This window comes from Streptomyces sp. NBC_01314, from assembly GCF_041435215.1.
Classification (GTDB): domain Bacteria; phylum Actinomycetota; class Actinomycetes; order Streptomycetales; family Streptomycetaceae; genus Streptomyces.
Map to the genome: position 1 here is coordinate 5341145 of NZ_CP108394.1, position 25143 is coordinate 5366287.

At 70.8% G+C, this 25143-nt stretch carries 25 protein-coding genes; 18 read left to right on the plus strand and 7 right to left on the minus strand.

Going from position 1 to position 25143, the window contains the following annotated elements:
- Positions 1-128 precede the first annotated feature (128 nt).
- Together OG622_RS23410 and chvE are read right to left on the minus strand one after the other, a co-directional pair.
- Positions 129-341, minus strand: a complete 213-nt coding sequence (locus OG622_RS23410; RefSeq protein ID WP_371578585.1) for a DUF4287 domain-containing protein — start codon at positions 339-341, stop codon at positions 129-131.
- Between the two features lie 208 nt (positions 342-549).
- Positions 550-1638, minus strand: a complete 1089-nt coding sequence (gene chvE, locus OG622_RS23415) for a multiple monosaccharide ABC transporter substrate-binding protein (RefSeq protein WP_371578586.1) — start codon at positions 1636-1638, stop codon at positions 550-552.
- 878 nt (positions 1639-2516) lie between these two features.
- Here chvE and OG622_RS23420 point away from each other — a divergent pair.
- The 4 genes from OG622_RS23420 to OG622_RS23435 all read left to right on the plus strand — a co-directional run bounded on the left by OG622_RS23420 (position 2517) and on the right by OG622_RS23435 (position 5539).
- On the plus strand, positions 2517-3332 hold the full coding sequence (locus OG622_RS23420; protein WP_371578587.1) for a hypothetical protein: 816 nt from the start codon (positions 2517-2519) through the stop codon (positions 3330-3332).
- A gap of 125 nt (positions 3333-3457) precedes the next feature.
- Complete coding sequence (locus OG622_RS23425; protein WP_371578588.1) at positions 3458-3934, plus strand: DUF5990 family protein; 477 nt, start codon at positions 3458-3460, stop codon at positions 3932-3934.
- Positions 3935-4201: 267 nt separating this feature from the next.
- The gene (locus OG622_RS23430; RefSeq protein ID WP_030600152.1) at positions 4202-4405 is read left to right on the plus strand and encodes a cold-shock protein; all 204 of its coding nucleotides are present in this window, start codon (positions 4202-4204) and stop codon (positions 4403-4405) included.
- A 780-nt stretch (positions 4406-5185) separates the two neighbouring features.
- Positions 5186-5539 (plus strand): MerR family transcriptional regulator, encoded by a 354-nt coding sequence (locus OG622_RS23435; RefSeq protein WP_371578589.1) that lies wholly within the window; start codon positions 5186-5188, stop codon positions 5537-5539.
- Positions 5540-5542: 3 nt separating this feature from the next.
- On the opposite strand, the gene OG622_RS23440 is transcribed toward OG622_RS23435, so the two are convergent.
- From OG622_RS23440 to OG622_RS23450, 3 genes are all read right to left on the minus strand, one after another.
- On the minus strand, positions 5543-6259 hold the full coding sequence (locus OG622_RS23440; RefSeq protein WP_371578590.1) for a polysaccharide deacetylase family protein: 717 nt from the start codon (positions 6257-6259) through the stop codon (positions 5543-5545).
- 205 nt (positions 6260-6464) lie between these two features.
- Positions 6465-8423, minus strand: coding sequence for a glycoside hydrolase family 5 protein (locus OG622_RS23445; RefSeq protein ID WP_371578591.1), 1959 nt, complete (start codon positions 8421-8423; stop codon positions 6465-6467).
- A gap of 426 nt (positions 8424-8849) precedes the next feature.
- Entirely contained in the window at positions 8850-9035 is a 186-nt protein-coding gene (locus OG622_RS23450; protein WP_371578592.1) for a hypothetical protein, read from the minus strand.
- Between the two features lie 134 nt (positions 9036-9169).
- Here OG622_RS23450 and OG622_RS23455 point away from each other — a divergent pair, with 134 nt between their 5' ends.
- From OG622_RS23455 to OG622_RS23470, 4 genes are all read left to right on the plus strand, one after another.
- On the plus strand, positions 9170-10312 hold the full coding sequence (locus tag OG622_RS23455) for a sugar ABC transporter substrate-binding protein (protein WP_371578593.1): 1143 nt from the start codon (positions 9170-9172) through the stop codon (positions 10310-10312).
- A gap of 80 nt (positions 10313-10392) precedes the next feature.
- The gene (locus tag OG622_RS23460) at positions 10393-11169 is read left to right on the plus strand and encodes an ATP-binding cassette domain-containing protein (RefSeq protein WP_371578594.1); all 777 of its coding nucleotides are present in this window, start codon (positions 10393-10395) and stop codon (positions 11167-11169) included.
- Complete coding sequence (locus OG622_RS23465; protein ID WP_371578595.1) at positions 11160-12464, plus strand: sugar ABC transporter permease; 1305 nt, start codon at positions 11160-11162, stop codon at positions 12462-12464. Before OG622_RS23460 ends, OG622_RS23465 begins: the two co-directional genes overlap by 10 nt.
- 164 nt (positions 12465-12628) lie before the next feature.
- Positions 12629-13453: a DUF899 domain-containing protein gene (locus tag OG622_RS23470; RefSeq protein WP_371578596.1), complete on the plus strand. Its 825-nt coding sequence runs from the start codon at positions 12629-12631 to the stop codon at positions 13451-13453.
- A gap of 19 nt (positions 13454-13472) precedes the next feature.
- Here the strand turns inward: OG622_RS23470 and OG622_RS23475 are convergent, their stop codons facing one another.
- Entirely contained in the window at positions 13473-14081 is a 609-nt protein-coding gene (locus OG622_RS23475; RefSeq protein WP_371578597.1) for a TetR/AcrR family transcriptional regulator, read from the minus strand.
- Between the two features lie 164 nt (positions 14082-14245).
- Between OG622_RS23475 and OG622_RS23480 the strand changes: the two genes are divergently transcribed.
- Entirely contained in the window at positions 14246-15244 is a 999-nt protein-coding gene (locus OG622_RS23480) for a patatin-like phospholipase family protein (RefSeq protein WP_371578598.1), read from the plus strand.
- 1 nt (position 15245) lies between these two features.
- Positions 15246-16811 carry a flavin-containing monooxygenase gene (locus tag OG622_RS23485; protein WP_371578599.1) on the plus strand — a complete coding sequence of 522 codons (1566 nt, stop codon included), beginning with the start codon at positions 15246-15248 and terminating at the stop codon, positions 16809-16811.
- Here the strand turns inward: OG622_RS23485 and OG622_RS23490 are convergent.
- Positions 16784-17197: a hypothetical protein gene (locus tag OG622_RS23490; protein ID WP_371578600.1), complete on the minus strand. Its 414-nt coding sequence runs from the start codon at positions 17195-17197 to the stop codon at positions 16784-16786. The genes OG622_RS23485 and OG622_RS23490 overlap by 28 nt on opposite strands.
- Positions 17198-17388: 191 nt before the next feature.
- Between OG622_RS23490 and OG622_RS23495 the strand changes: the two genes are divergently transcribed.
- The 8 genes from OG622_RS23495 (at position 17389) to OG622_RS23530 (ending at position 25138) form a co-directional block, all read left to right on the plus strand.
- The gene (locus OG622_RS23495; RefSeq protein ID WP_371578601.1) at positions 17389-19146 is read left to right on the plus strand and encodes an FAD-dependent oxidoreductase; all 1758 of its coding nucleotides are present in this window, start codon (positions 17389-17391) and stop codon (positions 19144-19146) included.
- 311 nt (positions 19147-19457) lie between these two features.
- Positions 19458-19898 (plus strand): hypothetical protein, encoded by a 441-nt coding sequence (locus OG622_RS23500; RefSeq protein WP_371578602.1) that lies wholly within the window; start codon positions 19458-19460, stop codon positions 19896-19898.
- Positions 19899-20105: 207 nt separating this feature from the next.
- A complete protein-coding gene (locus OG622_RS23505) occupies positions 20106-21260 on the plus strand; it encodes a SchA/CurD-like domain-containing protein (protein WP_371578603.1) in 1155 nt (384 codons plus the stop codon).
- A 109-nt stretch (positions 21261-21369) separates the two neighbouring features.
- Entirely contained in the window at positions 21370-21831 is a 462-nt protein-coding gene (locus OG622_RS23510) for a cupin domain-containing protein (RefSeq protein ID WP_371578604.1), read from the plus strand.
- Entirely contained in the window at positions 21828-23096 is a 1269-nt protein-coding gene (locus OG622_RS23515) for a beta-ketoacyl synthase (RefSeq protein ID WP_371578605.1), read from the plus strand. Before OG622_RS23510 ends, OG622_RS23515 begins: the two co-directional genes overlap by 4 nt.
- On the plus strand, positions 23093-24343 hold the full coding sequence (locus OG622_RS23520; RefSeq protein ID WP_371578606.1) for a beta-ketoacyl synthase N-terminal-like domain-containing protein: 1251 nt from the start codon (positions 23093-23095) through the stop codon (positions 24341-24343). The genes OG622_RS23515 and OG622_RS23520 overlap by 4 nt, the downstream gene beginning before the upstream one ends.
- Positions 24344-24399: 56 nt before the next feature.
- Positions 24400-24657, plus strand: coding sequence for a phosphopantetheine-binding protein (locus tag OG622_RS23525; protein ID WP_371578607.1), 258 nt, complete (start codon positions 24400-24402; stop codon positions 24655-24657).
- 1 nt (position 24658) lies between these two features.
- Positions 24659-25138: an SRPBCC family protein gene (locus OG622_RS23530; RefSeq protein WP_371578608.1), complete on the plus strand. Its 480-nt coding sequence runs from the start codon at positions 24659-24661 to the stop codon at positions 25136-25138.
- Positions 25139-25143 lie beyond the last annotated feature (5 nt).

Genomic DNA, 25143 nt, shown 5'->3' on the forward strand with positions numbered 1-25143 from the left:
TGTGTGAGGGCACGAAGACGGCATACCGGGGTGTGTCACGCGTCAAGAACCGACGCGGAGGCCGCGGCGGTGGGTCAGCCACAGGATGGCTGCCGCGCAGAGGGAGACCACAGCGACCGTGGCCGGTTCTACTTGCCGTTCTGTTCGGCGAGTGTGTGCGCCACGAGCGCGTTGGCGTGGCCGTGACCGAGGCCGTGTTCGGTCTTGAGCCAGGAGACGAGTTCCCTGTGCTTGGTGAGGGGCGAGGCCCGGATCAGGTCCTTCCACTCCGCTACCGGACGGCCGTACTTCTTCTCGATCGCGGGGAAGTAACTCGCGGGGCCCTTCACAGGTGCGGTCATGTCGGTCGCGTCCTTTCCTTCGGTCGCCGAACAGCCCGCCGAACGACGCACGTCGGCGTGTGACGTGCGGCGTTCGGCGTGTGCTGTCGGTGATGACCGGTGGAGGCAGCCGATGCCATCGCTCTACAGAAGTGATCCGGGTCACTCGCTCACCTCTGCGGCCCACGGCGCCTGCTGAGAGGCGAGGGGCTCCCGCGCGGTCGTGCGGTTACTTGAGCTCGGCGTCGGTGTAGCGGTCGCTCGCGGCCAGGACGTACTCGTAGTTGCTCTTGTCGACGCTGATCGGCTGCAGCAGGTAGGCGGGTACGGCCTTGACGCCGTTCTTGTACGCCCGCCTGTTGTTCAGCTGCGGCGTCTCGCCGTTGAGGATGTCGTCGGCCATGTTCGCGGCGACCTCGGCGAGTTGGCGGAGGTCCTTGAAGACGGTCTGCGACTGCTCACCCGCGATGATCGACTTCACCGAGGCCAGTTCGGCGTCCTGGCCGGTGATGACCGGGAGGGGCTTGCTCGCGGTGCCGTAGCCGGCCGCCTTCAGCGCGGTCAGGACGCCGATGGAGATGCCGTCGTACGGCGACAGGACCGCGTCGACCTGCTTGCTCCCGTACGACTTTCCGAGGACCTCGGTCATGCGCTTCTGCGCGGTGGGCCCGTCCCAGCGCAGGGTGGTGATCTCGTCCATCGCGGTCTGGCCGGACGGGACGACCAACTGCTTGTTGTCCAGATACGGCTGCAGCAGGTGCATCGCGCCGTCGAAGAAGAACTTGGTGTTGTTGTCGTCGGGAGAGCCGGCGAACAGTTCTATGTTGAACGGGCCCTTGCCGTCCTCCAGGCCGAGCTTCTCGATGATGTGGCGGGCCTGGAGCCGGCCGACCTGCTCGTTGTCGAAGGAGACGTAGTAGTCGACGTTCTTGGTGCCGAGGATGAGGCGGTCGTAGGAGATCACGGGAATGTCCTCGGCGGCGGCCTGTTCGAGCGCGCCGTTCAGCGACTTGTTGTCGATGGCCGCGACGATCAGCGCGTCCACGCCCTGCTTGACCAGTTTCTCGATCTGCGAGGCCTGGGTCTTCGGGTTGTCCTCGCCGTAGAGCAGCTCGGTCTTGTACCCCTTGCTCTGCAGGTCCTCGACGACGCTCTTGCCGTCGGTGAGCCAGCGCTCGGAGGCCCGGGTCGGCATGGCGATGCCGATGGTGCCGCGCTCGGAGGTGCTCTGGCTGGTCTGGCCGCCGCAGGCGGACACGGTGAGGGCGAGGGAGACCGCTCCGGCTAGGGCGGCAAGGGCGGCTCTGCGGTTGGGCATGGTGATCGTTCCCTGTTCTCGTCGAGATGGACCGAACGTCAGGCGTGCGGTGGGGGGCGCGGAAAATCCGCTCGGCGACCTGGTGAATTCGCTCGACGGCCTCGTGGCTCCGCTCGGCGACCTCGTGGATCCGCACGTGGTTCGCCAAGGTCCTCGGCGGGCTTGGTGCACCCGTCGCGGCGGTGAGGAGCGGCCGACGGACCTCGCTGGAGTCATCGCGACACAGGTCGCCCGGCACATCGCCGGAGCCGGCGGCCGGACGCCTCGGCGTCCCCGGTCCCGCCGACTGCCGGCATCCCTCTGCCGGTGTTCACCTGGACATGGGTAAGGCTGCGCCACGGCGTTCCGGCCAGGTATGTGCTGATTCCGGTGATACGCAGGGCACTCGCCTTTCCCGTCGTTCGAAATCTCGTCACACGGTCGGAAGATGGGCGAGATTGGCGAGACATTAGGAGCGGATGTGCAGGGTGTCAACGGAACGCACACAAACGGATCCAGAAAGCTGTCGACAATTGCCCCTCTCCCGACTTCCGTTGTCCGGGCCTGTTCGAGATCTCGGCCGTCGGGAGCCCCGCCGGTCAGGGTGTGAGCCGCTGACGGCCGATGACGGAGAGCAGGTGAACAGGACCTGCGGCTCGGCGCGCTGCGGATGACCTACACCTTGCCGCTGGACGACTTCCCGCATGTCCGCGTGACGCAAGGCGGCGCGTCGGCGAACTGCCGTTCGCAGCCGATGTGTTGTTGTGTCACAGCGGTGTACCGAAGGGAGGACGGGCGTGACCTGGGGGCTTCGGGGCTCCTCATAGTCAGCACAGAGCGGGAGACCGGCGGGAACGCCGTCGGACCCCCCGCCGCCCCGCCCCCGGAAGGAACCTCCCGTGATCAACCGCCACCTCCGCAAGGCCGTCGTCCTCACCGCCGCACTCACCGCAGGACTGCTGATGACGGCGTGCCAGAACGGCACCGACGACAGCTCGTCCAGCAAGGCCGGGACGGATACGACGGCGGTCGCGGAGAAGGCGTCGGACGCCAAGAAGTCCAAGGGCGTCAGCGGCACGTTCGAGAACGGCAAGGTCACCTACCTCGCCCCGGGCAAGTACATCGTGTCCGCGCCGGGCAAGGACGACCAGCAGTTCTGGGTCGCCGACGACACCGAGGTCTACGGCGTCGGCACGATATGCGGCGAGGCGGGGTCCAAGGTCGACGCGCCGTGCACGCTGGACCAGTTGGAGGCGGCCGTCAAGAAGGGGGCCGTGAACGCCGACGTGGAGATGAAGAAGGGCGTCGCGACCCTGGTGACCGAGCGGCGTGCCGCCCAGCAGGACAGCGGCTCCGAACCCGAGTCCGACGCCAGCAACGGGCCCGACTCCGACTCCGACTCCCGCGAGACCGTCGTCGAGGGCATCAACGAGGGCAAGGGCGTCAACGGAACCTGGTTCGGCAACGTCTCCTACCTGGCGCCGGGCAAGTACACGGTCTCCGACATGAAGGGCACCGAGCAGCAGTTCCTCGTCGCCGAGGACACCGAGATCTGGGGTTACGACGACATCTGCGATGCCGTGAACACGGGTCCGGTCGGCGAGGGCGGCATCGAGTGCACCGAGGCCGAACTGGAGGCGGCCGCCAAGAAGGGCTTCAGCGCCGAGGTCGTGATCAGCAACGGCATCGCGACCACCATCCGCGACGACCACTGAGCCGCGACGATCACTGGGTCGCGACAACCACTGAGCCGCGGGCCGGACGGAATGCGGGGTGACGGGGTGACGGGGTGGCGGGGTGACGGGGTGACGGGGACGCCGTCGGCGGGATGATGGTCGTCATGCGCATCCGCATCGACGCCGTCGACCTGCCCGGCCTCACCCGTCCCGCCTCCGCCGACGGCAGAGTCCCCGCGTACGGCAACCTCCACGTCGCCGTGCAACGCCGCGACCGTCCGGCCGAACTCCTCGCACCACAGCCCGGCGACGCGCCGTCCGCCACCTGGACCTTGGAGTGCACCACGAGCACCTCGGCGACCGGCACCGAGGTCAGGGGCCCCTACGTGCAGGACCGTCTGGGCCGGCGGTTCGTCTACCTGTCGTGGGGCACGGTCGACGAGTCGGGCACCTTCACGATGTTCCGCCGCGCCAAGCTCATGCTCGACGTCATCCCCGCCGACGTGCTCGCCGCCGCCGCTCGCGACGGGCTGCTGGTCGGACGCCTCGGCCTGACCGACACGGAGGGCGGGCCCCTGTGCGCGCGAGTCGAGCCCCCGCACATCACCTGGACCGCCGAGCGCGTCGGTTGGCTCAGGTAGCTCAGGTGGCTCAGGGACCGCCACATCCACGTGGATCAATATCTGCATCCGTGAAGTGAGAAATAGGTGGGGAGCGCGTCGAGTATTCCTCGACCGCCGACCGGAACGGAATTATTGATCACTCAGGGCCGATCGCGTCGTGCTAATGTCGATGTCAGTTGCAGGTGTGGTTGCCAGAAGGTTCATTTTTCCGACGGGTTAATCAGCACGGCGACGCGGAGTCCGCACACGGCGAATTCCGCACCTCGTCTCCGAAGGAGAAATAACATGGCTACTGGCACCGTGAAGTGGTTCAACGCTGAAAAGGGCTTCGGCTTCATCGAGCAGGACGGCGGCGGCCCCGACGTCTTCGCCCACTACTCGAACATCGCCACCCAGGGCTTCCGCGAGCTGCAGGAAGGCCAGAAGGTGTCCTTCGACATCGCGCAGGGCCAGAAGGGCCCGACGGCCGAGAACATCGTTCCCGCCTGACGCTCGCGCCAACGCATACTTGACAGCTGGGGCCCGCACCTTGAGGTGCGGGCCCCGGCTTTTTGGCATTTCAGGACGCGTCAATCTCATTAATTGTGTCAATCGGAGCCGGCGCCGATCATCTACGGACCCTTCTGCTCTCTCGATTCTCTGCCGATTGTCTGCGCCGTCATTCCTGCTGCGGAAAATTCCGCCCATGTGGCCGCGCGGCTGCCCCGCCCTCCCCGTCGCGTCGACGAGTCCGGCGCCAGGGCGGCCCGGCGTCGGAAGCCCGCCGGCCGCGGTCGGGTCGTAGGCGACCGGACCGCCACCCAAGACCTGACGGACCCGACGGACCCGGCGGCCCTGACGGACTGGACCTCAACGGACTCGATGGACTCAACGGACTCGACGAATCGACGGCTCGGATCGCCCGTTGCCACTGGTCACAGGCTATCTGCGCCCCCAGGCGACTGAAATCTACTTTTGCCAGAGTAGACATTGGACGCCAGTGTGGTTAGTCTTTGGCTCGTCGAGACAAACACGACACAAGAACGGAGGAGCAGACGCCATCAGGCTCGCCCGGCCCGAGAGGCACTCGGCCCGGGTACCGCAAGACCCCGGATTGGAAGGTGGTCCCCGGTCACGCAGCCACGATCCCCGCACCCCCCTTCTGCAGGGCTGGTAGCGGAAGAAGCAGGTCGGCTGAGCACAAGAGCCGACGGATGGTGTTGAATTTCCTTCGGGGCCTTGGTGCCGTACGGCACCAGGGCCCCTCGACGCGTTGCACAACGAGGTGACATGACAGCAGAGATCCCCCTCAGTAATCGTCTGGACGACGACGACTACCCCGCATACACGATGGGGCGGGCCGCCGAGATGCTCGGCGCCACCCCGGCCTTCCTCCGAGCCATCGGTGAGGCTCGTCTGATCACTCCGCTGCGCTCGGAGGGCGGACACCGCCGGTACTCCCGCTACCAACTGCGGATCGCCGCGCGCGCCCGCGAGCTCGTCGACAGGGGCACCCCGATCGATGCCGCCTGCCGCATCGTCATCCTTGAGGACCAGCTTGAAGAAGCTCAGCGCATCAACGCCGAGTACCGCCGCCGCGACGGGCGCGACGCGCCCGACAGCTCCGCTCCCGGTTCTGGCTGAAGGTCACGGTCGGTAGGCGGCACGGTTGTGGTAGGTGACCTTTCCGGTGGGGAGCTTGGCCGGGGCGAAGAGCTGGTCGACGGTCACGAAAGAGAAGCCGCGGGCCTTGAGGGCCTTGATGATGCCCGGCACCGCGTCGACCGTCGTCTTGTGGATGTCGTGCATGAGGACGATGTCGCCGGGCCTGGTCTCCGCGTTGACGTACTTGATGAGCCGGGCCGAGTCGCGGTACTTCCAGTCGAGGGTGTCGACGCTCCAGTGGACCAGCGGCCGTCCGGCGGCCGAGCGGACCGCCGCGTTGTGGGCGCCGTAGGGGGCCCGGACGGTGGTGGGCTTCGTTCCCGTCGCCTGCTTGATCACCGTGTCCGTGCGGGAGAACTGTGACTTGATCTTCGCGGCGCTGAGCTTGGTCAGATCGGCGTGGTCCCAGCTGTGGTTGCCTATCTGGTGACCGGCCTTCGCTGCGGTCTTCACCGTCGACGGGTTCTTCTGGACGTTCGTGCCGACGGCGTAGAAGGTCGCTCTGACGTCCCGTTCGTTCAGCAGGCGCAGCAGCCGCTGGGTGTCGGTGACCGGCCCGTCGTCGAAGGTGAGAGCGACACACTTCACCTTGCGGCAGTCGACGGCCTGGGGTGCGGCGGAGGCGGACGTGGTGGTGCCGGCCAGCGTGGTGCCGCAAAGCGCTGCGGTGATGGCCGAGATGACGAGGCGTCGTTGCATCGAATCCTCCGGTGGCGGTGAACATCCCTTGCGTGCGGGTGACTTCGTGGTTAGACGCACTCGACGCGGGCTTGGATGTACGCCGGAACCGGAGCGGAGCAAATCGGCGGGAACGGGCGCGAATCAGTGTGATGGGAGCTGATCAGTGTGATGGGAGCTGATCGGAGTGACGGGCTCTGATCGGAGCGGATCGGAGCGGCTCAAATCAGTTCGTCTGTCGGCAGTACAGGGCGTCGGGGGTGCGTGAGGAGCCCACGCGAGCCGTGTAGGCGATCCCGGCGGCGTACTCGTGGTCCGCGCACTGGCCCTTGTAGTGGCCCTGTGCGAAGTCGCCGCCCTTGGGGGTGGCGCCCCTGTTGTCACCGCGGTCGAACCAGACCGTGCGGCCACTCGTGCCGACGATCGAGCCGGGCGGTGCGGGCACACACAGGGCGGCGGAGACGGCGGCGCCGCGGACGCTGTAGCCGGTCAGGAAGTGGCCCTCGGGGCACTGGAGTTTGGTGTAGCCGCTCGCCCAGTCCCGGCCCGGTGTGACGTACCGCTCGTCGGCGACCACCTTGGGCCCGGCGGTCGGGTCCCATACGGGGCCGGCGGACACGTTCGAGCACAGGCCCCGGTTGCCGGTGTGGCTCAGGCCGATCAGGCGCTGGCCGTCGGGGCAGACGGCCTTACGGGCGCCGGGGTCCCAGTCGGGCAGGGCGCGCATCCGCCGCGATGCGACGAAGTCGCCGTGGTCGGGGCTGAGCATCACCCAGTCCGCCACCGGGGCGACGCGGCCGGTGCGGCCCTGGGCCCCGACGAGCCGGGTCCAGGCCGTGGCACGCCAGTCGTCCCCGTCGTACAGGCCCATGCGGTTGCCCGCCGCGTCCCAGTGGAGAAGGGCCCAGCCGTTGCCGGTGCGGTTCTCGTGCCAGCCGACGAGCGGCCAGTACGCGAAGTCGGCGTCGGCGCGGATCAACTGGTCGACGAAGTTCGCGAACCAGGCGCGCTGCCGGGCGCCGGTCTCCTCGCGGCCCCCGACGCCGAACTCGCTGATCCAGACGGGGGCGGTGAAGTGCCGGTCCTGTTCGCCGGTGACGAAGAACGCCTGACGGTTCAGTACGTCGATGAGTTCGGCGGGGGTCAGATCGCGGTAGCGGGCGTCGGTGGTCTCACCCGTTCCGGTGGCACCGCTGTGGTGGGGGCCGGTGTAGTCGTAGAAGTGGGCGGAGTACACGAGTTTGTCGGAGTCGACGAGCGTGTGCGAGAGGCGGCGTACGGGTTCCAGGGTGGGGCGTTCGTGCGGCAGGCCGTCGACGGGGATGCCGGTCCAGTTGATGCCCTCGACGATGATCAGCAGATCGGGGTTGGCCTCCGTCAGGATGCGGTCGCCCACGCGCTGCGAGGCGGCGAACCAGTCGTGGTCGTCGCCGAGGCCCCAGTTGGGGTCGTCCCAGATGTCGCGGCGCACCTCGTTGTAGAGGTCCGCGCCGACGACGCGCTTGTTGTCCTGGTAGCGGCGGGCCATGAAGAGCCAGTCGTTCTCCCAGGTCTCGGTGGACCGGCTCGTGTTCCAGCGTTCGTTGCCGTCGACTCCGCAGCACCAACGGGTGGTGTTGGTGTGGTTGTTGAGAATCACGGCGAGGTCGGCGGCGGTGAGTGCGCGGACGACGGCGTCGTACACCTGGAGGGGCGTCCTGCCGCGCAGGGAGGGGTTGGCGGCGACGGCGTCGTCCGTGACGGGGACGCTGTCGTGGATCATCTCGTTGGAGAAGGGCAGCCGAACGCTGTTGATCCCGATCTCCCGGAAACCGGCGATGATCTCGGCCATGGGGGCGCGGTCCAGACCGAGTGGTATCCGGCCGGAGTTCTCGCCCGCGTGGTGGTTCGCGTCCTGGTCCGCGCTCCCTGAACCGCCCCAAGTACCGCTCGCGCCATGCCAGTTGCCCGACCGCAGCTTGAAGCGGTCACCGTCCGCGTCGACGATCCAGCGCCCCCGCGTGCTGAGCGGTGCCGTCCAGTCGTCCGCCACGGTCACGGCGGTACCGGGCGGAGCGGCGGCGCCGGGGGCGGTCTCCTGTGCGGCCGCGGGGGCGGGCACCAGGGGCAGCAGGAGGAACACGGCGGCCAGAGTGGCCCCGACGAAGGATCCGCGCACGGTCACCACCCACGAGGATTTTGTCATGGCAGCGTCATCATGGCGGGCGGCGTGGGATTGGTCCAGGCCTGTGCGCGGCTTCCTGTGCGGACGGCCCTGGCCGGCGGCGGCCGCCGGGCGCGGCTGCTCCTCGCCCTGATCCCCGCGTTCGAGAGCAGTCCCCACGGAGGTGCGGCGATCGCCGAGGACCTGACGGGCCGGGGTGCAACGCCCTCGTCGAGCACCGGCTTCCCTGACGGTTCACCCGCCCCGGGCGGCCGTCGAACTACGACTACCCGTTCCCCACGGCGGGCCGAGCCGCACGGCGGCCTCACGCCCGCCCGCCCGTCCGCCCGTCCGCTCACTCACCGCTCGCTCCACGACGAGACCCCAGGCCGTCGCCGGCCTGGGGTCCGTCTGTCGCCGTTTCGTCTGCCGCCGTTCGTGGCGGGGTACCTCGGCTCGGGTTCCGGGTCAGCCGGCGTGGTTCAGCAGGTTGCCGTTCGCGCAGTGGTTGGTCGTGTCGCCGGTCCAGGCGCCACCCACCGGGACCACTGCGAGCTCCTGGAAGCAGACGGCGGCCGCGCTGAAGTTCCAGTTGTTCGCGGCGTTCGCTCCGGAACCGAAGTTGCTGTCGGCCCCAACGACGCCGCCCACCATCAGGGCACGCCCTCGCTCCCCGCTCGCTCCCGAATCGCACTGGCCCGCGTCAGCCGCTTGACTACGCTGGACGGAAGGCATTCATAGCGGGGCAAGATTGGGCAATTTTCCTAAGAAACCCTAAGGAATCGAAAATGGGTCTCGGTGTCGGCCTGTCGGCCGTGAAGCGAAGGTCCCTCAGCCGGGCGGGTGCGGCGGCCGTGGTAGCCGTCGGCCTGGTCCTGACCGGGGCGTGTGGCGAAGGCGGGGGCAGCGGGAGCGGGGGTGGGGGCGGGGGCGGGAGCGGGGGTGACAGCCTCACCGTCGGCGTGCTGCTCCCGGGTGGCGGAGCCTCTCGCTTCGGGCAGTTCGACCGGCCCCTGATCGAGAAGAAGCTGAAAGAGCTGTGCCCGGACTGCCCGGCGGCGACCGTCGCCGCCACGGCCGAGCCAGCGGTCCAGCGCCAGCAGCTCGACGCCATGATCACCCGGGGTGTGGACGTGCTGATCGTCGCCGCCGTCGACGCCAAGGCGCTGCGCTCTTCGGTGGAGGCCGCGGACCGGGCCGGTATCCCCGTCGTCGCCTATGACCGGCTCGCCCAGGGACCCATCTCGGGATACGTCACCTTCGACGGAGAGGTCGTCGGCAGGCTCCAGGGCGAGGCGCTCCTGAAGGCCATGGGCGACAAGGCGGACGGCGGCCAGATCGTCATGATGAACGGCGCCACGACCGACCCCAACGCCGGCTGGTACAAGCGCGGCGCGCTCTCCGTCCTGGAGGGCAAGGTACGGATCGGCAAGTCGTACGACACCGTCGGATGGCGGCCGGAGAACGCCTACGTCAACATGAGCGGCGCCATCTCCGCCCTGGGAGCGAACAACATCGACGGCGTCCTGGCCGCCAACGACAGCCTCGCCGGCGCCGTGGTCTCCGCCTTCGGCGCCAGCGGGGTCAGCCCGCCGCCCCCGGTCACCGGCCAGGACGCCGATCTCGCGGCCACGCAGCGCATCGTCAAGGGCGACCAGTACATGACCATCTACAAGCCGTTCAAGCCCGCGGCCGACGCCGCCGTCGAGATGGCGGTCGCCCTGGGGCGCGACGAGAGCGTCGACTCCATCGCCACCGGCACCGTCGACAGCCCCACCGACAAGGACATCCCGGCGGTCCTGCTCCCGTCGGTCCCGGTGACGGTCGGCAACATCGAGGACACTCTGGTCAAGGACGGTATGTACACCATCGCCCAGATCTGCACCCCGAAGCTCCGGCCCGCCTGCGACAAGGCCGGACTCACCCCATGATCACCCCATGAACACCCCGTGATCGCCGTGATCGCCGTGATCCGCATGAGCCTCATCAGCCTCATCCAGGAGGTGGCCCCGTGGTTCAGCCCCTGCTGGCGCTGCGCGGCGTGTCCAAACGCTTCGCCGCCGTCCAGGCGCTGGTGGACGTCGAACTGGAGATCAGGGCCGGGGAGGTGGTCGCCCTGGTGGGCGACAACGCGGCCGGGAAGTCCACCCTGGTCAAGGTGATCTCGGGGGTCGGTCCCGCCGACAAGGGGGTCATCGAGTGGGAGGGCACCACCGTCCAGATCCGGCGGCCCCAGGACGCCCAGCTCCTCGGGATCGCGGCCGTCTACCAGGACCTCGCGATGTGCGGCAACCTCGATGTCGTCGGCAACCTCTTCCTCGGCCGGGAGATCCACCGGTTCGGCGTCCTCGACGAGGTGGAGATGGAGCGGCGGACCCGCGAGCTGCTGCGCACCCTCTCCATCCGCATCCCCGACGTGCGCGTGCCGCTCGCCACCCTGTCCGGCGGGCAGCGCCAGGTCGTCGCGATCACCCGCTCGTTCGTCAGCGCGCCCAGGCTGCTCCTGCTCGACGAACCCACCGCCTCCCTGGGCCTCGAACAGACCAACCAGCTCCTCGACCTCATCGAGGAACTGCGCGACCAGGGCACCGGGGTGCTCCTCATCAGCCACAACATGGGGGACATCAAAGCCGTCGCCGACCGGATCGCCGTCCTGCGCCTCGGCCGCAACAACGGCCTCTTCAACGTGAGCACCACCTCGCAGGAGCAGATCATCTCCTCCATCACCGGCGCGGTGGACAACACCGCCCAGCACCGTCCCACCGACCCGGAGGAGACGTGGCCGTGAGGTGGAGAGGGAGAGGGCAGGGGAAGAGGACGGAGAAGGGGACGGCGAAGGAAACGGGAACGGGGACGGGAACGGGAAGCCCGCGGGAAGGCGGACAGCGGTGGTACGGCGAGCGTCCCCGCGCGTACGCCCGTGCCGTCCGCCACCACCTGCACGAAGGTGAGCTGGGCCCGGCGCCGGCCCTGCTCGCTCTCGCCGTGACCTGGATCGTCTTCCAGAGCCTCAACGAGAACTTCCTCTCACCACGCAACCTGTCCGTCCTCAGCGTGGAGATCGTCGGCACCGGCATGGTCGCCGTCGGCGTCGTCTTCGTGCTGCTGATCGGCGAGATCGACCTGTCGGTGGGCTCGCTGGCCGGGCTGTCGGGCGCCATGTTCGCGGCGCTGAACGTGAACCACGGCATGCCGGAAGGGCTCGCCGTACTCGTCGCGGTGGCCTGCGGCGCGGCGGCCGGGGCCCTCCACGGGTTCGTCTTCACCAGGATCGGCGTGCCCGCGTTCGTCGTCACCCTCGCGGGTCTGCTGGCCTGGAACGGCCTGATGCTCTATCTGCTGGGGCCGGAGAGCTCCATCAGTTTCAGCAGCGACGGGCTGGTCGCCGAGCTGACCCGCCGCTCCTTCGGCTCACCCGCCGTCACCTACGGCCTGGCCGCGCTCGGCCCGGCCGCGTATCTCCTCCTCTGCCACCGCGACCGCGGGCGCCGGGCCGCCGCCGGGATGCCCTACCGGGCGAGGGCCGGTATCTGGGTGCGTACGGCGCTGCTCGCGGTGGTCGCGTTCACCACGGTCTATGTACTGGACCGGTTCGAGGGCCTGCCGCTGGCGCTGCTGATCTTCCTCGGCGTCATCGTCGCCTCGGACCTCCTGCTGCGCCGCACGGTGTACGGCCGGCAGGTCCTCGCGCTGGGCAGCGGTGTGGAGGCGGCCCGGCGGTCCGGCGTCGACGTGTCGCGCGTACGCATCGCGGTGTTCCTGGTGTCGGGGACCATGGCCGCGGTCGGCGGTCTGTTCGTCGCGTCGCGGCTCACCTCGGCGACCCAGGTCCCGGGCTCCGGCATGCTGCTGATCAACGCGATCGCCGCCGCCGTCATCGGGGGCACCAGCCTGTTCGGCGGCCGCGGCTCCACCTGGTCCGCGCTGCTGGGCGTGCTCATCATCCAGTCGATCGCCTCCGGCATGGCACTGCTGGGGGTCCAGCCCGCGGTCCAGTTCATGATCACCGGCGGGGTGCTGCTGGTCGCGGTGGTCTTCGACTCCCTGGCCCGCCGCGCGGCGGAGTCCCGCGGCCGGGCCTGACGGCGATGAGTTCCGGCTGGATCAGGAGTCTGTATCAGGAGCCTGGTGTCAGGAACCTGTTCCGGTGACCGCTGTAGATACCCCGTAGGACGCCGCCGTAGTAGACCGCCCGGCACCGTCCGGCACCGCCCTCCACCGTCCGGCACGAGACACACGGAGAACCCATGACGACCGCACCGAACGATCCGACGACCACACCGAAAGACTCGGCCATCGCACCGAACGACCCGGCCACCGCGCTGCCCGGCCGCCCGCCCGTCGTCGACCTGGCCACCTGGCAGGCCGCGCGCGACGAGTTGCTGGTCCGCGAGAAGGCCCACACCCGCGAGGGCGACGCCCTCGCGGCGGCCCGCCGCCGGCTGCCGATGGTGGAGTTCGACGGGACGGTCGAGGTCGTCGGCCCCGAGGGCCCGGTCCCGTTCCTCGACCTGTTCGAGGGCCGCGACGAGCTCGTGGTGTACCAGCACATGTGGTACGACGGCGCGCCGCACCAGGGGCAGTGCGAGGGCTGCACCACCACGGCCTGGCACCTGAAGGACGCCGTCTACCTCAACGCCCGCGGCGTCTCGTTCGCCGTCCTGACCACGGGCCCTTGGGACGAGGTGGCCGCGTACACCGAGTTCATGGGCTACACCCAGCCCTGGTACTCGGTGCGCGACGTGGCCGCGCCGGTCGGCGGCGACATGGGGTACCTCACCTGCTTCCTGCGCGACGGCGACCGCGTGTTCCTCACCTACTCCACGACGGGCCGCGGCAACGAGCGGGTGAACGGGTCCCTCGGCCTGCTCGACCTGACGCCCTACGGCCGTGGCGAGGCGTGGGAGGACAACCCCGAGGGTTGGCCCGAGGGGCGCGGCCCGTGCTGGTCCTGGCGCTCGGACGTGGACGGCAACCCCACCTGGGGCCCGACCAGCCGCCCCGTACCGCAGTGGACCCGCCCCGGCGCGACCCCCGTGGAGACCCTCGGCCGAAGCGGCCACCACCACTGACGCACCTTCCTCGACGGAGTCACGCCCGGGTCCCCGGGTCGCTCATCCGCAGGACGAGCCGCAGGGTGTCGGTCAGGACGGCGGTGGGGACGGAGGGGTCGGCGACGCGCTGGACGCCGAGGCCGATGCCCAGGCTGAGGAGGGCCATCGCGGCCCGGTCGGCGGGCATGGCCGGGGGGACGCCCAGCTCCTGGGCGAGCGCGTCGAGCAGCTGGGCCAGGGCCTCGCGGATCACGGCGACGCGCGCGGTGATCTCCTGCCGCAGCTCGGCGTCGTGACGCGCGCTGGTGAGGAACTCGACCTCCAGCGTGGTCCAGGCCTCGTCGCCGATATGTCCCTCGGCCCAGGCGGCGAAGGCCGCCAGGCGGTCGTCGAGGGCGGCCTCGCCCATCACGGCGTCCGTGAGCAGCGCCAGCTGTTCGGCCCGGATGTCGTCGAGCGCGGCGAGGCACAGGTGGTCCTTGCTGCGGAAGTTGGAGTAGACGGCGCCCTTGGAGTAGCCGGCCGTCTCCGCGACGTCGCTGAGCGAGGTGGCGGCGTACCCGTGGGAGAGGAACAGCTGCCGCGCGGTGGCGACGAGCCGCTCACGCGTGCGTTCCTGACTCTCGACGCGGCTGAGGCGGGCCATGTCTCGCTCCCTCTCCCGTCCTGCGCGGCGTTCTCAGGGAACCTCCCGCGGTTCCGCACTCTCCCAGCCCCCGGATCCTAACTCCGGCAGGTCTGTCCACCGCTTTCGGATACCGCTAGTATCCGGATCTCGCCGGTATCCCGAATGGGCGGAGAGAGACCTCAGTGACCGCGACGAGCACACGAACGACCCCTTCCCGCACGACCCCCTCCCGGGGACTGGTACTGGGCTGCGGCGGAACGCTCGGCGCGGCCTGGACGACCGGCGCCCTGCACTCGCTCCGGCAGGCCACGCGCTGGGACCCGCGCGACGCGGAGGTCCTGGTGGGCACCTCCGCCGGGGCCGAGGTGGCGGCGATGCTCGGTGCCGGTGTCGGCGTGGAGGAGCTGCTGGCCGCGCAGCTGGGCCGGCAGGACGCCCGCCCGGAACTCCTCCGGCACTTCGCCGCCCCGCCCCGCGCGCTTCCGCCCCGGCCCGCGGCCTTCCTGGGATCGCCCAGGCTCGCCCGCCACGCGCTGGGCCGCACCGCTCCCGCGCTGGCCGGGCTGTCCGGTCTGCTGCCCCAGGGCCGCGGCGACGCCCGCTGGTTGACGGCCCTCGCTGATTCCCTGACGCCTCCCGGACAGTGGGTCCGGCATCCGGCGACCTGGCTGGTGGCCACCGACTTCGACACGGGCCGCCGTACCGTCTTCGGGCACCCCGACACCTCGCCGGTAGCCCTGCGGGACGCGCTGCGGGCGTCCTGGGCCGTGCCGGGCTGGTTCCCGCCCGTACGCGTCGGAGGCCGGCGCTACGCCGACGGCGGCATCCTCTCCACCGCCTCCGCCGACCTCCTGGTCCCGAGGAGGCTCGACGAGGTGTACGTCATCGCGCCGATGAGCTCCCGCTCCCCCGGACCGCGCCGGGGGCTCGGCCGGGCGGAGGCGCTGCTGCGCCGCGTCATGACCCGCACGCTCGACGCGGAGTGCGCCGCGCTGCGGGCGGCGGGCACCCGGGTCGTCCGGATCGAGCCCACCGCCGCCGACCTGGAGGTGATGGGCGGCAACTTCATGGACCCCCGGCGCCGCCTGACGGTCCTGGAGACGTCCCTGCGCACCACCCGAGCCCTCGTCCGCGAGGCCGTATGCGCCGCCGCCGCCGCCGACGCCCGGACAGGAGCCTGAGATGCCCCGGCCCGAAAACCCCGCAAGCCCTGACAGCCCCGACAACCCGGCCGGAACAGAGAACCCCGCCGCCCCCGGCAGCCCGGCCGGAGCCGTCACCCGCGAGACCCGCCACGTCGAGGCGCTGATCATCGGCAGCGGTCTCTCCGGCATCGGAGCGGCCGTCAAGTTGCGCGAGGCGGGGGTGCGCGACCTGGTCCTCGTCGAGAAGGCGGACGACCTGGGCGGCACCTGGCGCGACAACACCTACCCGGGCTGCGCCTGCGACGTGCCCTCCGCCCTGTACTCGTACTCCTTCGCACCCAACCCGGAGTGGACACGGGCCTTCGCCGGCCAGCCCGAGATCCGCGCCTACCTCCGCGACACGGCGGCCGCGTACGGCATCACCCCGCTCATCCGCTACGGCACCGAGGTCACCCGGGCGCAGTGGAACCCCGCCGACGCCCGCTGGCACGTCGAGACCAGCCGCGACCACTACACGGCCCGGTTCCTGATAGCCGCGGCGGGACCCTGGCACGAACCGCTGCTCCCCGACATACCGGGCCTCGCCGACTTCCCCGGCGAGGTCTTCCACTCCTCGCGCTGGCGCCACGACCACGAACTCACCGGCGCCCGTGTGGCCGTCGTCGGCAGCGGCGCCTCGGCCGTGCAGTTCGTGCCCGCCGTCCAGCCCCGTGTCGGCCGGCTGCACCTGTTCCAGCGCACCGCCCAGTGGGTACTGCCCAAGCCCGACCACCCGGTGCCGCGCGCCGAACGCCGGCTGCTGCGGAACCTGCCCGGAGCCCAACGGGCGCTGCGGGGCGCGGAGTACGCGGCGCTGGAGGCCCTCGGTGTCGGCTTCCGCCACCCGGCCCTCCTGCGGGCGGTGCAGAAGGTGGGCACGCTCCACCTCCGAGCCACCGTCAAGGACCCGGTCCTGCGGCGGGCGCTGACCCCCGACTACACCCTGGGCTGCAAACGGCTCCTGCTCTCCAACACCTACTATCCCGCCCTGACCCGGCCCAACGTCACCGTGCACGCCACGGCGGTGAAGGCCGTCGAGGGCAGCCGCGTCATCGGCGCCGACGGCAGCCGCGCGGACGTCGACACGATCATCCTGGGCACCGGCTTCCACATCCTCGACATGCCCATCGCCCGGCGCGTGTTCGACGCCGGCGGGGCCGGCCTCGACGACCACTGGAAGGGCAGCCCGGACGCCTACCTCGGCACCACCGTCAGCGGCTTCCCCAACGCGTTCGTCCTCCTCGGCCCGCATCTCGGCACCGGCCACTCCTCCGCTTTCACGGTCCTCGAAGCCCAACTGGACTACGTGGCGGGCGCGGTGCGGCACTTCCGCTCGGCGGGCTGGACCAGCATGGACGTACGCCCCGAGGTACAGGCCGCCTTCCACGCCGAGGTCCAGCAGGCGCTGCCGTCCACCGTCTACAACGCGGGCGGCTGCTCCAGCTACTACCTCGACGACAACGGCGTCAACAGCTTCAGCTGGCCCTGGTCGACGGGCCGGATGCGCCGGCGGCTGGCGCGGTTCGACCCCGAGGCCTATGTCGTGACGGGTGCCGCCGGCTGAGGCCGCCGCCCGATGGCCGCGATCAGGAAGGAGAGGCCCGTGGTCACGGCGGCGGTCCCCAGCATGACCATCGTGACGCCGACGACGAAGAGGCCGCTGGAGTCGTCCGACCAGTCGTAGAAGGAGGCGACGGTCAGGCCGACCGTGGTGCCGACGACGGCACCCGTGATGTGGTGCCGGGACGCCGCCCAGACCACCGGAATCAGCAGGGTCAGTACCAGGCCGAGCACCTGCCACGCCTCGTACGGGCCGGTCGACGAACCGTCGGGGTGTACGTCGTACCGCTGGTCCCAGCCCAGCCAGGCGGCCCACATCGTCAGGGCGGCCACGGCCGTCACGAGGGTCGGCAGCAGTTGGGAAACGGATCTGAGGAGTCGTCGGTTCATGACCCCAGCCTCCCGGCGCGCCCCTCCGCCGACCAGGGCGCAAGTACTCAGCTCCACCCGAGTACATGAGCGATCGGGGACCTGCCCCCTAAGCGGGTGAAGCCTGGGCTCCGGCTCATGGCGCGGGGCATGGATGAAGCCCCCGGCCCTATCCGGCCGAGTCGGCGGACACGACGCGCTGGAGTTGAGCGATGAATGCGATGAAACAGAGCCCTGACCGGACCGATCCCACCGGCACCACGACCCACCATGTCCCGGTCCTCGTCGTCGGGGGTTCCCTCGTCGGCCTGTCGACCTCGGTGTTCCTGGGCCGACTGGGGGTGCCGCACATGCTGGTGGAGCGGCACGCCGGCACCTCCATCCACCCGCGCGGCCGGGGCAACAACGTCCGCACGATGGAGGTGTTCCGGGCGGCCGGCGTCGAGCAGGGCATCCGGCGGGCCGCCGCCACGCTGGCCGGCAACCACGGCATCCTGCAGACACCCACCCTGGTCGGCGACGCGGGCGAGTGGCTCTTCAAGGAGATCGACGCGGGCGGCGGCCTGGCCCGGTTCAGCCCCAGCTCATGGTGCCTGTGCAGCCAGAACGACCTGGAGCCGGTGCTGGTCGAGCACGCCGAGCGGCTCGGCGGCGATCTGCGGTACTCCACCGAGATGATGTCGTTCGACAGCGATCCCTCCGGCGTCACCGTGATCGTCAAGAGCCGGGAGACGGGCGAGCACACCACCATCCGCGCGGACTACCTCGTCGCCGCCGACGGCCCCCGCAGCCCCGTCCGCGAACAGCTCGGCATCGGCCACAGCGGCCCCGGCGACCTGTTCCACAACGTCAGCGTCACCTTCCGCTCCCGAGGCCTCGCCGAGGTCGTGGGCGACCGCCGCTTCATCGTCTGCTACCTGACGAACCCGGACGCCGACGGGGCACTGCTGCCCGTGGACAACGGGGAGAACTGGGTCTTCCACGCCCCCTGGCACCCCGAACACGGCGAAACCCTGGAGGAGTTCACCGAGGAGCGGTGCGTCGAGCACATCCGCCGCGCGGTCGGGGTCGCCGACCTCGACGTCCAGGTCACCGGCAAGGCCCCCTGGCACGCCGCCCAGCGCGTCGCCCGCAGCTACCGGTCGGGGCGGGTCTTCCTGGCCGGCGACTCGGCCCACGAGATGTCCCCCACGGGGGCCTTCGGCTCCAACACCGGTATCCAGGACGCGCACAACCTCGCCTGGAAACTGGCGGCGGTGCTCGGCGGCTGGGCCGGCGAGGGCCTGCTGGACTCGTACGACGCCGAGCGCCGCCCGGTGGCGGAGGCGACCAGCGCCCGCGCCGCCGCCCGGTCGGTGGAGCACAGCCACCCCGGCTTCGCCCCGGCGCCCGGCGTCGGCGGTGGAGGCGGCGGCCCGCAGCGCGGCATCCTCAACGTCGCCCTCGGCTACCGCTATCCGCAGGGCGCCGTCCTCGGCACCGACCCCGCGGCCCCCGTCGTCCCGGAACGCCTCGACCTGTCCGGCGAACCCGGCAGCAGGGCACCCCACCTGGCGGTACGGCACCGGGGCGAAAGCTTCTCCACCCTGGACCTCTACGAACGCTCTCTCGTCCTGCTCAGCGACACCGGCGCGGACTCAGGCTCCGGCGCGGACTCAGGCTCCGGCGCGGACTCGGGCCCCGGCGCGAGTCCAGGCCCCGGCGGCGAACCGGGCGGCTGGCACGAGGCCGCCCTCCGCCTCGCCGAGACGATGTCCGTCCCCCTGACCTCGTACCGGTTCGGCACGGGACCCGACGCCGAGCTGATCCCCGAGGGCGACGCGGACTGGGCTGCCGTCCACGGCACGACACCCTCGGGCGCCGTACTCGTCCGGCCCGACGGGTTCGTGGCGTGGCGGTCGCCGGGGGCGGTCCCGGACCCCGGGGCGGTACTGCGCGACGTCCTGACCACGCTGCTGGCGACGGTCTGATCCTCCGAGCACGCGCCACACTCCGCCCCTCCGAGCACACGCGACACCGCCCCTCCGAACACGCGGTCGGCCGGCCCCGGGACACTCCTGGGCCGGCCGACCGCGTCATGCCGTGCGCGTCATGCCCTGCGCGTCATGCCGTGCGCGTCGCGTCCGCCGTGAACTCGGCCGCCGGGCCGGACGGGTTCACCCGAGTGATCGTCTTGAGTGGTGACGCGGAGACGGCTGACTGACGGTGGATCACATCGGGGGCGGGTCACCTCAGCTGACGGAGCGTCGGCTGCTCGCCCCGTCGACGGAAGGATCGTCAGATGCGCTCTGCTCGCATGCTCATGGCCACTGCGGCGGCTTCGGCCGTCCTCGCGCTCGGCGCGCCCGGCGCGTACGCGTCCGGGGGCTGGGACACCACGGACACCACGGACTCCTCCTACAGCAAGGAGCACGACAAGGGGCAGGACAACACCGCGAAGCCGGACGAGAGCTCCGGCACCGCGAAGCAGGACGAGAACTCCTGGAGCGACAAGCAGGACAGCGGCTCCTGGAGCGGCAAGCAGGACGGCGGCTCCTGGAGCGGGAAGCAGGACGAGGGGTCCTGGGGCGGCACGCACGAGAAGCCCAGCGGTGGGGTGCACACCGGTGGCGGCGGGCTGGCCGCGCCGGCCGTGACCGCCGGTGGGCTGGCCGTCCTCGCGGTCGCCGCGACCGGTCTGTTCGCGGCGCGCCGCAAGAAGACGGCCGGAAGCGTGGCCTGACCCGTGCCCGGCGCGATAGCCACCGTGACCGGCCGCGCCGTGCGGCGGCCCGGCCGGTCACCCGGGCGGCGCACCGGTCACCCGCGCAGTGCATACGAGTCGCGCGCCGGAAGGGTCGGCCTCAGGATCGAGGCACGCCGACGTCACGCCGGTCCGGCCGACGTCCACCCGTCCGTCCCCGCCCCCCACCGAGGAGATGTGCGCAGGATGACCACCACGTCCGAACGTCTTACGGAGACGCTGAAGCGACAGGTGTCGCAGCGGGTCTCCCAGTCCGTCTTCGACGGCTCCCGGCTCCGTGTCGTCCTCCTCGTGGACGTCTACGACGGCGCCCAGCAGCAGTTCCTGGAGGCGTACGAGCAGCTGTGCAACCAGGTCGCGTCCGTCCCCGGGCATGTCAGCGACCAGCTGTGCCAGTCCATCGAGAACCCCTCCCAATGGCTCATCACCAGCGAGTGGGAGAGCGCCCCGCCGTTCCTCACCTGGGTGAACAGCGAGGAACACGTGGAGATGGTGAAGCCGCTGCACAACTGTGTCCGGGACACCCGCTCGCTGCGCTTCCACATCGTCCGCGAGACCGGCGGCCCGGCCGTGCACGCCGAGTCCGGGAAGCGCCGGCTCCAGACCTCGCCCCGGATCGGCGACGGCCTGATCCGGCACGCGCTCACCTTCACGGTCAAGCCGGGCAGCGAGGAGAAGGTCGCCAGAATCCTCGCCGACTACGCCGCACCGGAACCGAAGGTCGACGACACCACCCGGCTGTGCCGCACCTCCCTGTTCATGCACGGCAACCGGGTGGTCCGGGCCGTCGAGGTACGGGGCGACCTGCTCGCCGCGCTGCGGCACGTCGCCCGGCAGCCCGAGGTGCGGGCCGTCGAGGAGGCCCTCAACCCCTATCTGGAGCAGGACCGGGACCTCGACGACCCCGACTCCGCCCGGGTCTTCTTCACCCGCGCGGCGCTGCCCGCCGTCCACCATGTGACGGCCGGCCAGGAGAGCCCGGACGCCGTGCGGCACGCGCTGTACTACCCGGCCCGTGAGGGCTGCGGTCTGCAGCTGGCCGAGCTGCTCGCCCGGCAGGACGAGGCGGCGGCGGACGACACGCAGGGACCGGTGCTGCGCAGCACGATCTTCCAGCGCGACGACGTCGTGGTGCGGCTGGTCGACGTACGCGGCGGCATCGACAACGACCCCGGTCCCGTGCTCGGTCTCACGGACCGCGCCCGCGCGGCCGAACTGACGGCGCTCCTCGACAGCGGCGCGCTCGGTGCGGACAGTTCGCCGAAGGACGGCGCCCCCGCCCGGCTGCTCACGGTCGCCCGCATGGAACTCGTCACCGACCGCCGGGCACCCGACGCCTGATCCGCTCAGCACCGGGCCGTGACGGCCACACCTCATGTCCTCACGTCGACGCGGCACCTGTTCGACGCCCCCACCCGTCTTCGACGCAGCTCATGTTCGGAGGAACGTCGTGATCAATCGCCATCCCGGAATCGTGGATGTCAGCGAGGTCGAGCCCAACACCCGGCGCGGCGGCGACCTGCGCGCCATGCTCACGCCCACCACAGTCGGCTCCACCAGCGGTTTCATGGGCGTCGCCATCGTGCCGCCCGGCGACCGCATCGCCGAGCACTACCACCCGTACTCCGAGGAGTTCATCTACGTCGTCTGCGGCCAGCTGGAGGTCGACCTGGACGGCGAGCCGCACGAGTTGCGGCCCGAGCAGGGGCTCCTGATCCCCGCCCACATGCGGCACCGCTTCCGCAACGTCGGCAAGGTGGAGGCCCGCATGGTCTTCCACCTCGGCCCGCTGGCCCCGAGCCCGCCGCTCGGCCACGTCGACACCGAGGACGCGAACGGCGTACCGATCCCGGCAGAGGTGGCGCACGCGGGTGCGGGACCAGCGGCCGGGCGACCTCAGGTCCGCTCATGACCAGGCGCGTGGCGGTCACCGGCATAGGCATCGTCGCTCCGGGCGGCATCGGAGTCCCGGCGTTCTGGGACCTGCTGGCCGACGGTCGCACGGCGACACGCGGCATCACCTTCTTCGACCCGTCCGGGCTGCGTTCGCGGATCGCCGCCGAGTGCGACTTCGACCCGGCGGCCCACGGACTGGACGCGGAGCAGGTCGCCCGCTGCGACCGGTACATCCAGTTCGCCCTGGTGGCCGGTGAGGAGGCGGTACGGGACTCCGGTCTCGACCTCGCCTCGGAGAACCCCTGGCGGATCGGGGTCTCCCTGGGTACGGCGGTCGGCGGCACCACCCGGCTGGAGCACGACTACGTCCTGGTCAGCCACCGCGGGCAGCGCTGGGACGTGGACCACCGGGAGGCCGGTCCGCATCTGCACCGGGCGTTCGCGCCCAGCACCCTCGCCTCGACGATCGCGGAACGCTTCGAGGCCCGCGGGCCGGTGCAGACCGTCTCCACCGGCTGCACCTCCGGGCTCGACGCCGTCGGGTACGCCTTCCACACGATCGAGGAGGGCCGGGCCGACATCTGCATAGCCGGTGCCTCGGACTCGCCGATCTCCCCGATCACCATGGCCTGCTTCGACGCGATCAAGGCCACCTCCCCCGACAACGACGACCCGGCCCACGCCTCCCGCCCCTTCGACGCCGACCGCAACGGGTTCGTCATGGGCGAGGGCGGTGCCGTACTCGTGCTGGAGGAGCTGGGACACGCACGGGCCCGCGGCGCGCACGTGTACTGCGAGATCGGCGGCTACGCCACCTTCGGAAACGCCTACCACATGACCGGTCTGACCACCGAGGGCCTGGAGATGGCGCGGGCCATCGAGGACGCCCTCGACCACGCCCGGCTCGACCGCACGGCCGTCGACTACGTCAACGCGCACGGCTCGGGCACCAAGCAGAACGACCGGCACGAGACGGCCGCCGTCAAACGGACGCTCGGCGCGCACGCCTACGACACGCCCATGAGCTCCATCAAGTCCATGGTGGGCCACTCCCTGGGCGCGATCGGCGCGATCGAGGTCGTGGCCTGTGCGCTGGCCCTGGCCCACCAGGTCGTCCCGCCCACCGCGAACTACGAGACCCCGGACCCCGAGTGCGACCTGGACTACGTCCCGCGCGTCGCCCGCGAGCGGCGGCTGACCAACGTGCTCTCCGTGGGCAGCGGGTTCGGCGGGTTCCAGTCCGCGGTGGTCATGAGCCTGCCGAGGGAGAAGACACGATGAGCGAACGGCGTTCTCGGCGCGCGGCCGTCACCGGAATCGGCGTGGTCGCGCCCAACGGAACGAGCACCGAGACGTTCTGGAAGTCCACCAGGGAGGGCATCAGCGTCCTGGACCGGGTCACCCGCGAGGGCTGCGAGCACCTGCCGCTGCGGGTGGCCGGCGAGGTCCGCAACTTCGACCCGCCGTCGGCGGTCGAGGAGCGGTACCTCGTCCAGACCGACCGGTTCACCCACTTCGCGATGGCCGCCGCCGACCAGGCACTCGACGACGCGCGCCTCGACCGGCCCGAGACCGACGCCGCGCCGTTCTCCGTGGGCGTGGTCACCGCGGCCGGCTCCGGCGGCGGCGAGTTCGGGCAGCGGGAACTGCAGCAACTGTGGTCCAAGGGCAGCCGCTTCGTCGGGCCGTACCAGTCCATCGCCTGGTTCTACGCCGCGACCACCGGCCAGATCTCCATCCGCCGCGGCTTCAAGGGCCCCTGCGGGGTCATAGCCTCCGACGAGGCCGGCGGCCTGGACGCCCTGGCGCACGCGGCGCGGGCCGTGCGGCGCGGCACCGACGTGATGGTGGCCGGCGCGACCGAGGCGCCGCTCGCCCCCTACTCGGTGGTCTGCCAGCTCGGCTACGAGGAGCTGAGCACCATCGACGACCCGGACCGCGCCTACCGCCCGTTCACCACCGCGGCCTGCGGTTTCGTGCCCGCCGAGGGCGGCGCCATGCTCGTCGTGGAGGCCGAGGGCACGGCCCGGGAACGGGGCGCGCCCGTGCGGGCCGTCCTGGCCGGACACGGGGCGACGTTCACCGGTGCCTCCCGCTGGGAGGAGTCCCGGGCGGGACTCGCCGAGGCGATCCGGATCGCCCTCGACGAGGCCGGCTGCGCCCCCGAGGAGATCGACGTGGTCTTCGCCGACGCCCTCGGCGTCCCGGCGGCGGACCGTGCCGAGGCGCTGGCGATCGCGGACGCCCTCGGCGCGCACGGCACCCGCGTCCCCGTCACGGCGCCGAAGACCGCCATCGGCCGGGGCAACGGCGCGGCGGCCGTGCTGGACGTCGCGGCGGCCGTGCTCGCGATGGAGCACGGCGTGATCCCGCCCACCCCCAACGTCTTCGACGTCTGCCACGACCTCGACGTCGTCACCGCCGTCGCCCGTGCCGCCGAGCCGCGCACGGCGCTGGTTCTCAGCCGAGGACTCATGGGCTCGAACTCGGCGCTGGTGCTCCGCCTCGGCACCGGCGACCCCTCCTGACCATCCCGCACGAAGCACCGTCTACGCACCGTCTACGCACCGAGGAGAGAACCCGCATGAGTGACCGCATCACCGTGGAAGAGCTGTCCGAGCTCATGAAGAAGGCCGCCGGGGTCACCGTCACCCCGGAGGAGCTCCGACAGCGCATCGAGTCCGGCTTCGACGTCATCGGCATCGACTCGCTCGGCCTGCTCGGCATCGTCGGCGAGCTGGAGAACCGGTACGGCACACCGATGCCGCCGGACGCGGAGAAGAGCAGGAGCCCCCGGGACTTCCTCGAACAGGTCAACAGCGCGCTTCTGGCAGGTGCCTGAGATGGCCGGGCACACGCAGAACGAGATCACCATCAGCGCTCCGGTCGACCTGGTCTGGGACATGACCAACGACGTCGCGAACTGGCCCCGGCTGTTCAGCGAGTACGCCACCGCCGAGATCCTCTCCGAGGAGGGAAACAGGGTCACGTTCCGGCTGACCATGCACCCCGACGAGAACGGCAAGGTGTGGAGCTGGGTCTCGGAACGGGAGACGGACCGCGACACGCTCAGCGTGGAGGCCCGCCGCGTCGAGACCGGGCCCTTCGCCTACATGAACATCCTGTGGGAGTACGAGAAGGTACCCGGCGGCACCCGGATGATGTGGACGCAGGACTTCGCGATGAAGCCGGACGCGCCGGTCGACGACGACTGGATGACGGCCAACATCAACCGGAACTCCAAGGTCCAGATGGCCCTGATCCGGGACCGCATCGAGAAGGCCGCCGCCGAGCGTGGTGCCGCGCCGGACCTGACCGACTGAGCGCC